The sequence below is a fragment of the Pseudomonas sp. 5Ae-yellow genome, assembly GCF_014077575.1.
Taxonomy (GTDB): domain Bacteria; phylum Pseudomonadota; class Gammaproteobacteria; order Pseudomonadales; family Pseudomonadaceae; genus Halopseudomonas; species Halopseudomonas neustonica.
On record NZ_JACGWE010000006.1, the window covers coordinates 70151 to 83715 of the forward strand.

The window sequence follows — 13565 nt, forward strand, 5'->3', positions numbered from 1 at the left end:
CCTGAATGGTTGCTGCAAGCGTCTGAGTGTCGGAGGATCGGATCAGTTTCAGACTGCCTGATTGAGCACCTGATGAGCGAAAAGTCCATGCCGCATTTTTTCAGTCGCAGTCAAATGCAAGTTCCCCTTTTTATGGGGATGGCGTCACTTGCATCGTTGTTTTGGTCTGCATGTGGTTTTGCAGCCCAGGTGATGTTGACCGATGAGGCAGGCGAGCCTTTGGCCAATGCCGTTCTCATGGTTGACGAGGTTCCGGCACTCGCATCGCACTCTTATGTCATGGACCAAATTGATCGACAGTTTGAGCCGCACGTGCTGGTTGTGCCCAGTGGGTCATTGGTCGACTTTCCCAATAGTGATGATGTCCGTCATCACGTCTATTCGTTCTCTTCCGCCAAACCCTTCGAATTAGGTTTGTTCAAAGGTTCTGACGCGCCGCCGGTGTCCTTTGAGCGTCCGGGGGTAGTGGTGCTCGGCTGTAATATTCACGATGCCATGGTTGGCTATATCCTGATCACCGATAGTCCGCGCTTCGCCGTGAGTGATACACAAGGCATGGTATCTCTTGCGGATTTACCTGCAGGTAAGTGGCCTGTAGCGTGGTGGCACCCCTCCTTGTTTGAGCAAGCCCCAGTTGCCTTGGGCGAACTTGATCTGAGTCAGGCCAGTCAAATCATCAGCTTACCTGTTACGCAAGCTGGTTCAGTGGTGAAGCCCGCATTGTCGCCGCTGCAACAGCGCTTCAAGAATGCGACTCAATAGCTTGATGCGTATTCGCTCGCTGCGTACTCGACTTATACTGACTGCGGTTGGTTTGTTGGCGATAGTGCTGGGCCTGGTTTTTCTGGCGGTGTATGCGAGTACCAACTTCTCAGCCCAGCGCCAGGCGCAGAGGCAGCTGGAGATCGGTAGCAATGTTTTCAGTAACCTGCTGGAGGCGCGTGCCCGTGAACTAACCAATGCCACACAGATTCTGGTAGCTGATTTCGGCTTTCGCCAAGCGGTTGCGACCGGTGATCTTGCGACTATACGCTCAGCTTTGCTTAATCAGGTCGGTCGAATAGGCGCAGATCAAGCCCTTTTCTTCGATGCCAAAGGTGCTTTACGCATTTCTACTGCCACGGTTGCGGGGGCTGATAAGGTCGAAGTGCAAGCGCTGCAGTCTTTGTCTGATCAGGCAATGATCACGGTTATAGATAATCGGCCCTACCTATTGGTAGAGGCGGTTGTGCGTGCTCCAGTGCCGGTCGGTCAGGTAGCGATGGCGTTCGCGCTGGACACTGCGCTGGCCAACGAGCTGCAGACAATTACGGGGCTGGAGATTCGTTTTGTCAGTCGTCGTGACCAAGAGGTTATGAGTGCTTTCTCTACTATGCCATTCGCGCAGCAGAATATGAGCATGCAGGAGGGGACTCAGCAATTTGCGGAAGAGATTTACCTGACTATCCCTATCACTCTACTGGATCAGGCACCTTATAGCGTGGTTGCTCAGCTAGCCAGCCCCTTGAGCGAAGCCTTGGCCAGTTTTGATTACCTCAAGCGTGAGCTGATGATCATCACGCTGATTGCTTTGTTGGTCTCGTCATTGTTGGCAGTGCGCCTGTCTGGCAGTTTGGCGCGCCCTGTTACCTTACTGGCATTGGCTGCCGAGCGCATTGGTCGCGGCGACTATAGTGGCAAGGTGGCATTGCCGCGCACAGATGAACTGGGGATGCTGGCCACAAGCATTGACGAGATGCGGGTGGGTATCGCAGAACGTGAAAAATTGATTTCGCATAACGCACTGCATGATCCGCTTACCGGCTTGCCTAACGTTAGCGTGATACGTGAGCGGCTCAGGAGTGCAATCGCGAATGGGCAAGCAGGTGTGCTTGCGCAATGTGATCTCGTGTCTGCCGAGTTGCTGATAAACGCCCGCGGGCAGGATTTTATGGATGCATTTATTCGCCAGTCAGTGACGCGTCTGGTTGATCACCTGCCAGCGCATGCGTTGTTGGCCTGGCAGCCCGGTGTTGGATTTCTGCTGCTGTTGGAGCGGGCTAATCTGGATCAGGCTGTTGTGGATATTGATGCCCTGCTGGCGCGGCTTAGCGAGAAGATGCAGGTCGATGATATAAAGCTTAGTTCGCAATGGGTGGCGGGTGTGGTTGAGTGGCCGCTTAACGGGAGTGATCCTCATGAGCTGCTGCGCCAAGCCAGTATCGCACTCGCTGATGCCTCTCCCGGTGCTGATCGTGTTGCAGTCTATCAGGCTCAGCGTGATCGAGCCTTCCAGCGTCGTATTCAGCTGGCGCGGGATATCCGCTATGCGCCAGAGTACAAGGAGCTGTCCGTCGTCTTTCAGCCCAAGCTCGATCTGGCCTCAGGTGAGGTGCGGCAAGTTGAGGCATTGATGCGCTGGACTCATAGTGAGTTAGGGCCAATAGGTCCGGATGAGTTCATTGTGTTAGCGGAGCAGACCGGCAGCATTGGGATGCTGACGCAGTGGATGATGGATGCAGTTGTTTCGCAACTACGCGACTGGATAGATCGCGGCATCGGTTTGCAAGTGGCAATGAATATCTCCGCCCGGGATCTGGATGACCCACTTTTTCCGCAGCGCATCGAGGGTTTGTTGCTGGCTCAACAAATTAGCCCGGCGTATCTGTCGATGGAAGTGACTGAAAGCGCGTTGATGACAGACCCGGAGCGCAGCATTGTTAGTCTGCGTGTGCTGCGGGAGCTGGGTATCGCCCTGGCAGTTGATGATTACGGGACGGGTTACTCCTCACTGGCGATGCTAAAGAGTTTGCCGGTGCAGGATCTTAAGATAGACAAGTCTTTTGTATTGCAGCTGGCTGAAGGCAGCGAGGATGCAGTGATCGTCAAATCAACTATCGAGCTTGCCCACAATATGGGACTCAAAGTTGTCGCAGAAGGGGTAGAGAACCTTTATAGCCTTAACTGGCTGAAGGAGCGGCATTGTGATGTGGCGCAGGGGTATTTTATTAGTCGTCCGCTTTCAGCAACTGATTTGGAGCAATGGCTGGAAGATACCCGTGGCACCTTTGGCGGTGGTGAGGGCACATGAGAAAAACAGTTTTCGTCCTGATGTTATCGACTTTTACCGGCATCGCCTCTGCTCAACCAGGGGGGCGGTTGCTGGCTACCGGTGGCGCAACCAATATTGAGGGCGCGGCCGGTGGCGGAATAGTGCCATGGGCGGTCTTGTCCGGTTACGGTACGCGCGATGAGTGGGGCGGCGATGTATTCGCTACTCGGGTCGAGACCGGAGACTATCGTCTCGACAGCTATGGCGCCGCGCTCAGCTTGGGTAATCGTGTAGAGCTATCCCTGGCGCGCCAACGCCTGGATATTGACGCGCTTGCGAAAGCCGCTGCTCTGCCCGAAAGAACCCTGAGTCAGGATGTTTTCGGACTCAAGGTGAGGCTGTTTGGTGACCTTATCTACGATTCGCTGCCGCAGGTTTCCTTTGGCGCGCAGTACAAGCGCCAAAACAATTTTCAGATTCCCTCGCTGGTGGGGGCGCGACGCGACGCTGACACCGACTACTACATGGCAGCATCGCGTTTATTTGTCGGTGCTGCAGGCGGGTATAACCTGCTGCTGAATGGCACGCTGCGTTACTCGCGGGCAAACGAGACTGGGTTGCTGGGCTTTGGCGGTGATCGTCGAGACAGTCGCAGTCTGTTGAAGGAAGGTAGTGCAGCGCTTTTGCTGAGTCCGCAATGGGTAGTGGGTATCGAGTATCGTGAAAAGCCTGACAACCTGTCGTTCGCCGGTGAAAGTGACTGGCAGGATCTATTTGTTGGCTACTTCCCCAGCAAACGCCTCGGGTTGGTCGCGGGTTGGGCCGACCTGGGTGAAATCGCTACGCTTGAGGATCAGCAGGGGCTATATCTTTCATTGCAACTAAGCTATTGAGGCAGTGTATGCGCCGGTTTACCTTCAAAGATCTCAGTCTGAGCCTGCTTTTCTTGGGACTGGCTGGTTGTATGACTAGTGCGCCACCTGCAAACGATAGCCTTTATCAGGATCTGGGGTCGCAGGCGGGAATCAATCGGGTGGTAGAAGGGCTGTTGTATCGCATTGCGGATGATCCGCGCATCGTGCACCATTTTGCCGATACCGACATTGCGCGGCTGCAGGAGAAGTTGCAGGAGCAACTTTGTGTTGAGGCTGGTGGCCCTTGTGAATACACAGGCGACAGCATGAAACAGGTGCATGCCGGTTTCGATATCAACGAGGCTGATTTTAACGCGTTGGTGGAAGACCTCATCGCCGCAATGGACGATGAGGGGATCCCGGTGCGGGTGCAAAATAGACTATTGCAACGCCTGGTGCCCATGCGGGACGACATCATATACCGCTAGGAGTCAGGCGAATCGCTGTCTGTTGCTGACTCTTTGCCGGGCATGGTGACCTTCGTGATAAGGCTGGCCGATGGCATGCCAATAGCGGCTCCTTGCGCGAAGTTGATGCCCAGCTCTCGCACCTTGGCAAGAATCGCTGGGCTATGCACAAACTCAGCGACCGTCTGCATGCCGAGCTCTTCGGCAAAGTGCACGATCCCATTACAAATGGTCATGGCTGTCGGGTTGGTATCGAGTTGCTTGATCAGGCTGCCATCAATTTTGATCAGGTCGACATCCAGGCGCAGCAGGTGCTCGAAGTTGGAGTAACCGGTCCCGAAGTCGTCAATCGCGATCCGGCAGCCTAAGGTTTTGGCGCGATCGATGAACTGACGGACTTCCGCGTAATTCTCGATACCCTCGGATTCCAGGATTTCAAAAATGACACGCGACCCAATTTGATACTCTTCGACCATGGCAATGATATGGTCCGATAGCGCCTGATCCAGCAGGTCTTCACAGGACAGGTTCAGCGAGAAGGTGTAGGGCAGGTCAGCAAATTGACGCATGCTGCTCTCGACCATACAGCGTGTAATCGATCGGTACAGGCGTACCTTTTTTGCCAGGTCCAGGAAGTGGATAGGTCCGATTGGCTCTCCTTGCTCATCCAGTAGCCGCACCAGGCACTCGAACTTGTCTATTCGGTTGGTCTTGAGGTCCATGATGGGCTGAAAGAAAGGAACTATGCGGCCGCTTCCGAGCGCACCTTTTAGTCGATTGGCCCAGATCAGATTTTGCTCGTAACTCTCGCGAATCTTGTGCCGCTCATCGTAAATGACGTAGTTGTCCTTATTCAGGCGGGCCAGCTCCAGCGCGATATTTGCACCTGGCAGCAGTGATTCGCCATTGATCTCATCGCTACTGCGCTGCGAGCTGCTCGCGGCACCAATACTCGCATTGACCGGGATATCCTGGTTTTGCCAAGTGATCTTAAGCGCGCTGATGAATTCAAGCAGGTGATTCAGCTGGGGGTGCAGCGAGTCTTCACTTTGCTGTCCTGGTAGCCAGATCGCCAGCTCGTCGGCGGGCATGCGGTACAGTCGGCTTTGTTGCCACTCGGGCTCGTCCGCCAAGTAGTGATCCAGAGAGTGGGCCAACTCGGCAATCACATGGTCGCCGCACTCATGGCCATAGACGTCGTTAATCTCTTTGAATGAATCAATGTTGAGCAGGATTAGTGAGGCGGTGCGGCGTTTTTTCAAATCGACGATGAGGCGCTCACGATTGGGTAAATTGGTGAGGCTGTCGGTATAGAGATTGTGTAGCTGGCGCAGGATGCCGGCTACAAGATAGAGAATCAGCGCTGCGATAATCAGCAAAATCAGCGCGGTAAGGCTGACAATCTTGAAGTTGCTCTTGCGCATGGGTGCCAGCACTGCATCGATTTCCGCCTGGGGTACGCCAACCCCGAACATCATGCCGGCTTGCGTGCGTGAAAAAAACAGCGCGAACTCTCGCTGATCCAGGTTAATCCGCAATTGCTGCATCGGTGAAGCCAGTTGACGTGTGCTGACGATTTGCGCAGACGTTTGCGGCGTTACTTGCTCATACAGATTCAAATCAATGATAGCGTTGATCAGCTCTTGCGCCTTGGCCACGTTGTCGGCTTCGGCGAGACTGGAAAGGTTGCGGTTCTCGGTATCGAGTAGAAACGAAAAAGTGCCGGGTGTGACTTCTACACGACTTACAGTGCGGACGATATCTTCTGCCCGCCAATCGGTGATGGCCAAGCCGATTGGCTGTTGTTGACTATTGGTAATCAGGGCCGCGTGGCTGATAACGGCGCTCTCGATACTGGCTTTGTAGTAAGCGGGCATCCAGCTATCTGCGGGGTCTGGTAGGTCGCCTGATTGATATTGGTTTGCAAGCCGCGCAAACCACTGCGCAATCATCTCACGCTCGCCCGCCGGGATACTCTCAACCTGTATGTTGTTTTCCTGGCGATAGGCGTAGAGCGCTCTGTCTGCTCGATCGTTGGCAAACCAGACACTGCCCCCGTAACTATCGGGAAAGTCTGTTAATGTTTGCTGCAGGCTTTGACGCAAGCGTTGCGTGGTTAGGCTGGGGCTACTCTGCAAACTATCGAGCAAACTACCCATGCGCGCCAGGCCTTGGGTGTTGTGCTCCATCTGTCGATGGTGTGCATTGATTCGGTCCAGGTTGGCGTAGAACGTGTCGGTTATCTGCCGCTGGCGTAATTCCGCCATCGCGCTCTGCGAGTAGTTCAAGTTCAAGCTGGACATTAGCCAAGTGCCAAACATGAAGATCCCAACCAGCAGGCTGAGTAGGAGCATGATGGCTGGCTTGACCGGGAGCATGGGCATTCCTAGGCTAAAATCCGTTGAGTCCAGAATGGATGCGGTTTTGCGCCTGCGTCAACTCCTCCGCACTTAACCGGCTGGATAGTTGTTCAAGCTTAGCTCTGCCGCGGTTCTCGCCATTGACCAGCGCCAGACTGAGCCAGACGTAGGCTTCCTGCAAATCAATATTGCCGCTGCTGCCTTCCAGATAATCCATGCCCAGCAGGTATTGCGCTTCGGACGCATTCTTGTTGGCCGCTTGCTTTAGCCATTGGCGCGAGCTGGGCAATCCCTTTTCCTGACTGGCTAGCTGCAACATAGCCTTTACGTCACCAGCATTTGCCGCGCGCTCCAGGTACACCTGCGCTTGTGACGGGTTGGTCGCTGTGCCTGTGCCCTCACGGTATGCCCGTGCCAACAGGTAAGTAGCTTCACGTTGACCCTGCTCTGCTGAGGCCTGCAGCCAGCGAAAGGCTTGTTCGTCATCACCCTTGCGACTGAGCAGGTTGGCGAGCATCAGCTGTCCATTAGGGTCTCCCAGTTCTGCCGACCTGGTTGCCCACTGCAAGGCCTGCGCTTGATCATTATTGGCCTGTGCGATCACTGCAAGATGATGCTGAGCCTTGGCATCATCATTGGCCGCTGCGGCGCTGCAAGGCGCTGCAGCCTGTTGGAAATTCTTGATGCTGAATAGTAAGTAGCAATCTTTGCTTTCGCCGCTGAGTGAGGTGCTTTCAGCTCTTGTGGGCTGATTGCTATTGGACTGCGCCGCGGCAGGCAGTTTGCTGGTTGTTGGTTGCTGGCTGGCGACGCGCTGAGCAAAGGCGTCTACCACGGCAGGGCAGGAAAGGTTGTAGCCGCGTTTCAAGCGCTGCAGGCTGGCGGGAGAGGCTGTCTGGCCAGCGTAACGGTTAGCCACAGCGCTGCAGCGCTCGTTACGTTCGGCGCGAACAAGATCCAGGTAAGGGGCATAGTCGATGTCTTCGCTATGCAGCCGCAGATACTCGGTCAAGGGGTCGATGTATTGCTGATCGAATAGCGCTTGAACTTCGGTGTGGCGTGCCTGCTCTTGCGGGTCACTCCTCAAGCTGGATGCCAGTTCAGCCAAGCGCTGGCGCTGGTTTTGCAGTACTTCGCTTGAGCGCGCTAACAGTCCGTCGGGTTTAGACAAGCTTTCGCAGCCAGTCAACGCTGCCGTGAGGCCGAGCAGCAAAACCAAAAGTGCGCGCATGAAATCTCTCTATGAAGGTCGGTAACGCTGGGTGGAACATCTTTACAGGCTACTCAGATGATCCGGTATGGCGGTATTACTAAACTTGGCCATCCCTTGCCGTTATCGAGCCGCGATTGTAACAGAGTGGTGCCGTGAGCAAAGCATAGCACTGGTCTTTGAGTTTAATGAGTGGCCTTTTAATGTCATCTGTCTGATATTTTTTTGCTAGCTGGAACGCTTCTTGCGTAAGGCTTCGTAAGCACGCAATTCGCGTCAAATTATTGATCTGGGATGCTCCGAGCAATGGCAGTCGATCGCGCACAAATGATGGGTAACATGCGGACCAACCTGGCCGGCCTGCGACATGGCAGTCTGGGCGTGCCCATTTTGTTGCTGGTCATGCTCGGCATGATGATGTTGCCGGTACCGCCATTCCTGCTTGACGTACTCTTTACCTTCAATATTGCGCTGGCGCTGGTGGTTCTGCTGGTTGGCGCCTACGCCTTACGCCCGCTGGATTTTGCCGTATTCCCTACTATTTTGCTGGTGGCTACTTTGCTGCGGCTGGCGCTCAACGTTGCCTCTACTCGGGTGGTGTTGCTGTACGGCCATGAGGGGGGCGACGCAGCGGGTAAGGTTATTCAGGCGTTTGGTGAGGTGGTGATCGGCGGTAACTATGTGGTGGGCCTGGTGGTCTTTGCCATTTTGATGATCATCAACTTTGTGGTGGTAACCAAGGGTGCTGGCCGCATCTCTGAAGTAAGCGCCCGCTTTACTCTGGATGCCATGCCGGGCAAGCAGATGGCGATCGATGCCGATCTCAACTCGGGCCTGATTGATCAGGAGCAGGCTAAAACGCGCCGCATGGAGGTTTCGCAAGAGGCAGACTTCTACGGCTCTATGGATGGTGCCAGTAAGTTTGTGCGCGGCGACGCGGTTGCTGGTCTGCTGATCCTGTTTATCAACGTCATTGGCGGTCTGGCCATCGGTATGGCGCAGCATGGCTTGCCGTTCGCTGAAGCCGGAAAGATATACGTACTGCTGACGATTGGTGACGGTCTGGTGGCGCAAATTCCGTCGCTGCTGCTGTCTACTGCCGCCGCCATTATGGTGACGCGGGTATCCACCTCAGAGGATATGGGTGCCCAGGTTCAGAGGCAGATGTTTACCTCGCCCAAGGCGTTGGCGATTGCTGCAGCAATTATGATTATCATGGGTTTGATCCCTGGTATGCCGCATTTCTCTTTCATTGGCCTGGGTGCGCTGGCTGCCGGTGGTGCATACGTTATTGCCAAGCGTCAGCAGGTGAAAGTTGAGGAAGATGCCGAGGTTGAGCGCCAGCAGGCGTTACCACCAGCGGTTCAGTCGCCGGAAACCCGTGAGCTGGGCTGGGATGACGTTACGCCCGTCGATATGGTTGGGCTTGAGGTCGGTTACCGGCTGATTCCGCTGGTCGATCGTAATCAGGGTGGGCAGTTGCTGGCACGGATCAAGGGTGTACGCAAAAAGCTATCGCAGGACCTGGGGTTTCTGATGCCCTCAGTGCACATCCGCGACAACCTCGATCTGGCTCCCAACGCCTACCGATTGACGCTGATGGGTGTGGGCGTGGCCGAGGCGGAGATTTATCCGGATCGTGAGCTGGCGATCAACCCGGGCCAGGTGTTTGGTGAGGTCAAGGGCGTGGCGGGCAAGGACCCGGCCTTCGGGCTGGATGCGGTATGGATCGAGCCCGCGCAGAAAGATCAAGCCCAATCCCTCGGCTACACGGTCGTGGATGCCAGTACTGTCGTGGCAACCCATATCAATCAGATACTGCATAAGCACGCGCATGAGCTCATCGGCCACGAGGAAGTTCAGCAACTGCTGCAGGTTCTCGCCAAAGCCTCGCCCAAGCTGGCCGAGGAGCTGGTGCCCGGGCTGATCTCCATTTCCAATCTGCTTAAGGTATTGCAGGGGCTGTTGCAGGAGCAGGTGCCGGTGCGTGACATCAGAACCATTGCCGAGGCCATCGCTAACAGCTCTGGCAAGAGTCAAGATCCTGGCGCTGTGATTGGCGCGGTACGTGTCGCGCTTTCGCGCTCCATCGTGCAAAGCATTGTAGGGCTTGACTCCGAGCTCCCTGTGATCACCTTGGAACCAAGGTTGGAACAGATGTTGCTACAGAGTCTTCAGAAGGCCGGGCAAGGTGTCGATGATGGCATGTTGCTGGAGCCGGGAATGGCAGAAAAACTGCAGCGCTCCTTGTCGGATGCAGTGCAGCGCCAGGAAGTGCAGGGCAAGCCAGCGATACTGCTGGTCGCTGGGCCGATTCGCATGATGATGGCCAAGTTTGTCCGCTACGCCGCTCCCGGAGCTCATGTGTTGTCCTATCAGGAAATTCCGGACAGCAAGCAGGTGACCATTGTCGCCACGGTCGGACAGAACTGAGCGAAGGCTCTAGAGTAAAGAACAACAGCCGCCTGGCGCGATGCGCGGGGCTTTGGTAACTGATGAGGTCAGCCATGAAAGTCAAACGTTTCTTTGCCGCCGATATGCGCCAAGCGATGAAACTGGTGCGTGATGAGTTGGGCGCTGATGCCTCCATCATCGCCAACCGTCGGGTTGCCGGTGGTGTTGAGCTGACCGCTGCGCTGGACTACGTGGCGCCGCGTCTTACGCCTCCGACTCCCGGGCTTGATCAGGAACTGAAGAAAACCCAGGAGCGCATTGTTGCCGCTCGGGCTGAGCTGGAAGTGGGGAGCATGGCCTCGCACAACCAGCCGACGGTTAACCGTCAATTATTTGGAGATAGCATGCGTGCGGCTGCGGAGCAGGGCTCGCCCGTGGCGCGTGATTTACTCGACAGGCTTGTGCAGGAGCCGAGCGAAGAGCCTTCAGTGCAGCGCAAGGCCAAGTCGGTTGAGCCGTCTGCGCCTGCCGCTGAGTCGGCTGACGCGGGCGGGCTCAGCGCTATGCGTGCTGAACTGGCTGGGCTGCGTGAAATGCTGGAGTCGCAATTGGGCGGTATGGCCTGGGGGCAACTCAACCAGCAGCAGCCCAAACAAGCGGGTTTATGGCGTCGTCTGACTCAGCTCGGGCTGCCAGCGGAAATCTGCCAGGATCTGCTGCGCCAGGTGGCTGATGTGCCAGATGTGCGCCAAGCCTGGCGCCTGCTGCTGGCGCACCTGGCGCATCGGATCCCTACGTTACGTGAAGAGCTGCTGGATCAAGGCGGTATCATCGCGTTGGTTGGGCCCACGGGCGCAGGCAAGACAACTACACTGGGTAAGCTGGCTGCGCGTTATGTACTTAAGCACGGTAGTCAGCATGTGGCTCTGGTGACGATGGATACCTATCGCATTGGTGCGCATGAACAGCTGCGCACCCTGGGTCGTATTCTGGATGTGCCGGTGCGGGTGGTTGACGAACAAAACAGTTTGCAGGACGTACTGGCTGACTTTTCCGGCAAGCGTTTGGTGCTGGTAGATACGGCTGGCCTGCAGGCCCAGGATCCTTACCTGCGCAGCCAGTTGAGCGCATTGGCGCAGCAGGGCCGGCAGGTACGCAATCTGTTGGTGTTGGCTGCCACCAGTCAGTATCGGGTGATGAAGGCTGCTTACCACAACTACAAGAGTTGCGGTCTCAGTGGCTGCATACTGACCAAGGTCGACGAGGCTGCTACCTTGGGTGAGTCATTAGGGCTGGCTATGGAGCAGGGTTTGCCGGTAGCCTATCTGGCAGATGGCCAGCGAATTCCCGACGACATCAATCGTGCCGTAGGGCATCAGTTGGTCACCCGCGCAGTTAGCATGGGAAGTAGTGAGGCGCCGGCAGATCAGGCGATGGCAGATGTGTTTGCCGGCATGATGCATGGCCAGCGGGCAAGTTAAGCAAATCAATAACTCAAGGTAATCATCGTAGATGGGTAGCAATCATCCGGTTCAGGTTATCGCGGTCACCGGCGGTAAAGGCGGTATCGGCAAAACCAATGTGTCGGTCAACCTCAGCTTGGCGCTGGCGGATATCGGGCGGCGTGTAGTGCTGCTGGATGCCGACTTGGGCTTGGCCAATGTCGATGTACTGCTGGGGCTAAAGCCCAAAGCTACTCTGGCTGACGTGCTGGAAGGCAAGTGTGATCTGCGCGATGTAATGATCAACGGCCCCGGAGGCATTCGTGTGGTACCTGCTGCTTCGGGTGCTGCCAGCATGGTTAGCCTGAGCCATCAAGAGCACGCTGGGCTGATTCAGGCGTTCAGTGAGATTGGCGACAACATCGATGTGTTGGTTGTCGACACCGCTGCGGGTATCGGTGATTCGGTTGTGAGCTTTGTGCGTGCTGCACAAGAGGCCTTGGTTGTTGTCTGTGATGAACCGACCTCAATCACTGATGCCTACGCGCTTATCAAGCTGCTGAATCGGGATCATGGCATGACCCGATTTCGGGTATTAGCAAATATGGTGGGAACTCCGCAGGAAGGTCGCATGGTTTTTGCTAAACTATCAAAAGTAACTGACCGGTTTCTCGACGTAGCGCTGCAATACGTCGGGGCCGTACCTTTCGACGAGGCGGTACGCAAGTCCGTACAGAAGCAGCGTGCAGTTTACGAAGCGTTTCCGCGCAGCAAGGCTGCCATGGCGATTCGTTCGATTGCGCAAAAAGTAGATTCATGGCCTTTGCCGGCGAATCCTCGCGGACATCTTGAGTTCTTTGTCGAACGCCTGGTACGGCCCACTGGATCAGGCCTATGATTGCAGCGGCTGGCGGATTAAGCATGTATACACGAGCACAAAGTTCTGCAAATAATCAGGATCGACTCGTTGAGCAATATGCTCCGTTGGTAAAACGTATTGCTTATCATCTGCTTGGTCGCTTGCCGTCCAGTGTGCAGGTTGACGATCTGATGCAGGCCGGAATGATAGGTCTACTCGAGGCCTCGCGGAAATTTGATTTTGGCAAGGGCGCCAGCTTCGAAACCTACGCTGGCATTCGCATCCGAGGCTCTATGCTTGATGAGGTGCGCAAGGGCGATTGGGCGCCACGCTCTGTGCATCGAAATACGCGCATGGTGAGTGATGCAATGCGCTCAGTGGAATCTCGTTTAGGTCGTGACGCTAAAGATCACGAGGTTGCTGCCGAACTTGATATGAGCCTTGAGGAATATTATTCAATTCTCAATGACACTGCCGGTAGCAAGTTGTTTAGCTTTGATGACTTGCTGGAAAGCGGTGCGCCGGCTGATGTCCAGGGTGACTATGAACCTTTTTCGGGGTTGCAGGACGAGCGTTTTCGCGTGGCATTGGCTGAGGCTATCGACAGTTTGCCTGAGCGTGAGCGATTGCTGCTGTCGCTGTATTACGACGAAGAGTTAAACCTCAAGGAGATAGGAGCTGTACTGGGTGTGAGCGAGTCTCGCGTCAGTCAGTTACACAGCCAGTGTGCCGCGCGGTTGCGAGCAAGGTTAACAAGTTGGCGAAATGATTGATTTTGTCGCCAGCATCCGGACAATGCACTGGCTGCTCAACACAGCAGCACTGCGCCTTATCCTGTTTTAATGACGTAAACATGAAGATGTTGTGAGCAGCGGGTTGTGTCGCAGTGGGCTGCTCAGAATTTCTTTTAACGGCTAGTTTGGCCATTGCAATGGGTTTCGGGGTGCA

General features: G+C 55.4%; 10 protein-coding genes. 8 read left to right on the forward strand and 2 right to left on the reverse strand.

The features are described 5' to 3' along the window. Positions 1-72 precede the first annotated feature (72 nt). From H4J77_RS05930 to H4J77_RS05945, 4 genes are read left to right on the forward strand one after another with little or no spacing between them, the layout of a single operon-like run. Positions 73-762: a methylamine utilization protein gene (locus H4J77_RS05930; RefSeq protein ID WP_123887924.1), complete on the forward strand. Its 690-nt coding sequence runs from the start codon at positions 73-75 to the stop codon at positions 760-762. Further along, entirely contained in the window at positions 749-3070 is a 2322-nt protein-coding gene (locus tag H4J77_RS05935) for a bifunctional diguanylate cyclase/phosphodiesterase (protein ID WP_182247465.1), read from the forward strand. The genes H4J77_RS05930 and H4J77_RS05935 overlap by 14 nt, the downstream gene beginning before the upstream one ends. Continuing rightward, positions 3067-3924: a DUF3034 family protein gene (locus tag H4J77_RS05940; protein WP_182247467.1), complete on the forward strand. Its 858-nt coding sequence runs from the start codon at positions 3067-3069 to the stop codon at positions 3922-3924. Before H4J77_RS05935 ends, H4J77_RS05940 begins: the two co-directional genes overlap by 4 nt. A gap of 8 nt (positions 3925-3932) precedes the next feature. Then, positions 3933-4373, forward strand: coding sequence for a group 1 truncated hemoglobin (locus H4J77_RS05945; RefSeq protein ID WP_182247469.1), 441 nt, complete (start codon positions 3933-3935; stop codon positions 4371-4373). Here the strand turns inward: H4J77_RS05945 and H4J77_RS05950 are convergent. Both H4J77_RS05950 and H4J77_RS05955 read right to left on the reverse strand, forming a co-directional pair. After that, positions 4370-6730 carry a bifunctional diguanylate cyclase/phosphodiesterase gene (locus H4J77_RS05950; protein ID WP_259364747.1) on the reverse strand — a complete coding sequence of 787 codons (2361 nt, stop codon included), beginning with the start codon at positions 6728-6730 and terminating at the stop codon, positions 4370-4372. The two genes, H4J77_RS05945 and H4J77_RS05950, sit on opposite strands and share 4 nt — an antisense overlap. Before the next feature lie 13 nt (positions 6731-6743). After that, the gene (locus H4J77_RS05955; RefSeq protein WP_182247473.1) at positions 6744-7943 is read right to left on the reverse strand and encodes a tetratricopeptide repeat protein; all 1200 of its coding nucleotides are present in this window, start codon (positions 7941-7943) and stop codon (positions 6744-6746) included. Between the two features lie 285 nt (positions 7944-8228). Between H4J77_RS05955 and flhA the strand changes: the two genes are divergently transcribed. The 4 genes from flhA to H4J77_RS05975 all read left to right on the forward strand — a co-directional run bounded on the left by flhA (position 8229) and on the right by H4J77_RS05975 (position 13390). After that, positions 8229-10355: a flagellar biosynthesis protein FlhA gene (gene flhA, locus H4J77_RS05960; RefSeq protein ID WP_123887930.1), complete on the forward strand. Its 2127-nt coding sequence runs from the start codon at positions 8229-8231 to the stop codon at positions 10353-10355. 74 nt (positions 10356-10429) lie between these two features. Further along, on the forward strand, positions 10430-11797 hold the full coding sequence (gene flhF, locus H4J77_RS05965; protein ID WP_123887931.1) for a flagellar biosynthesis protein FlhF: 1368 nt from the start codon (positions 10430-10432) through the stop codon (positions 11795-11797). 31 nt (positions 11798-11828) lie between these two features. After that, the gene (gene fleN, locus H4J77_RS05970; RefSeq protein ID WP_123887932.1) at positions 11829-12656 is read left to right on the forward strand and encodes a flagellar synthesis regulator FleN; all 828 of its coding nucleotides are present in this window, start codon (positions 11829-11831) and stop codon (positions 12654-12656) included. Next, a complete protein-coding gene (locus tag H4J77_RS05975) occupies positions 12656-13390 on the forward strand; it encodes an RNA polymerase sigma factor FliA (RefSeq protein WP_123887997.1) in 735 nt (244 codons plus the stop codon). The genes fleN and H4J77_RS05975 overlap by 1 nt, the downstream gene beginning before the upstream one ends. The last annotated feature ends 175 nt before the right edge of the window (positions 13391-13565 follow it).

Coding starts and splice junctions, on each gene's coding strand:
- H4J77_RS05955 (WP_182247473.1), bottom strand. CDS start 7,943: ATGCGCGCACTTTTGGTTTTGCTGCTCGGCCTCACGGCAGCGTTGACT.
- fleN (WP_123887932.1), top strand. CDS start 11,829: ATGGGTAGCAATCATCCGGTTCAGGTTATCGCGGTCACCGGCGGTAAA.
- H4J77_RS05940 (WP_182247467.1), top strand. CDS start 3,067: ATGAGAAAAACAGTTTTCGTCCTGATGTTATCGACTTTTACCGGCATC.
- H4J77_RS05930 (WP_123887924.1), top strand. CDS start 73: ATGAGCGAAAAGTCCATGCCGCATTTTTTCAGTCGCAGTCAAATGCAA.
- H4J77_RS05945 (WP_182247469.1), top strand. CDS start 3,933: ATGCGCCGGTTTACCTTCAAAGATCTCAGTCTGAGCCTGCTTTTCTTG.
- flhA (WP_123887930.1), top strand. CDS start 8,229: ATGGCAGTCGATCGCGCACAAATGATGGGTAACATGCGGACCAACCTG.
- flhF (WP_123887931.1), top strand. CDS start 10,430: ATGAAAGTCAAACGTTTCTTTGCCGCCGATATGCGCCAAGCGATGAAA.
- H4J77_RS05950 (WP_259364747.1), bottom strand. CDS start 6,730: ATGCTCCCGGTCAAGCCAGCCATCATGCTCCTACTCAGCCTGCTGGTT.
- H4J77_RS05935 (WP_182247465.1), top strand. CDS start 749: ATGCGACTCAATAGCTTGATGCGTATTCGCTCGCTGCGTACTCGACTT.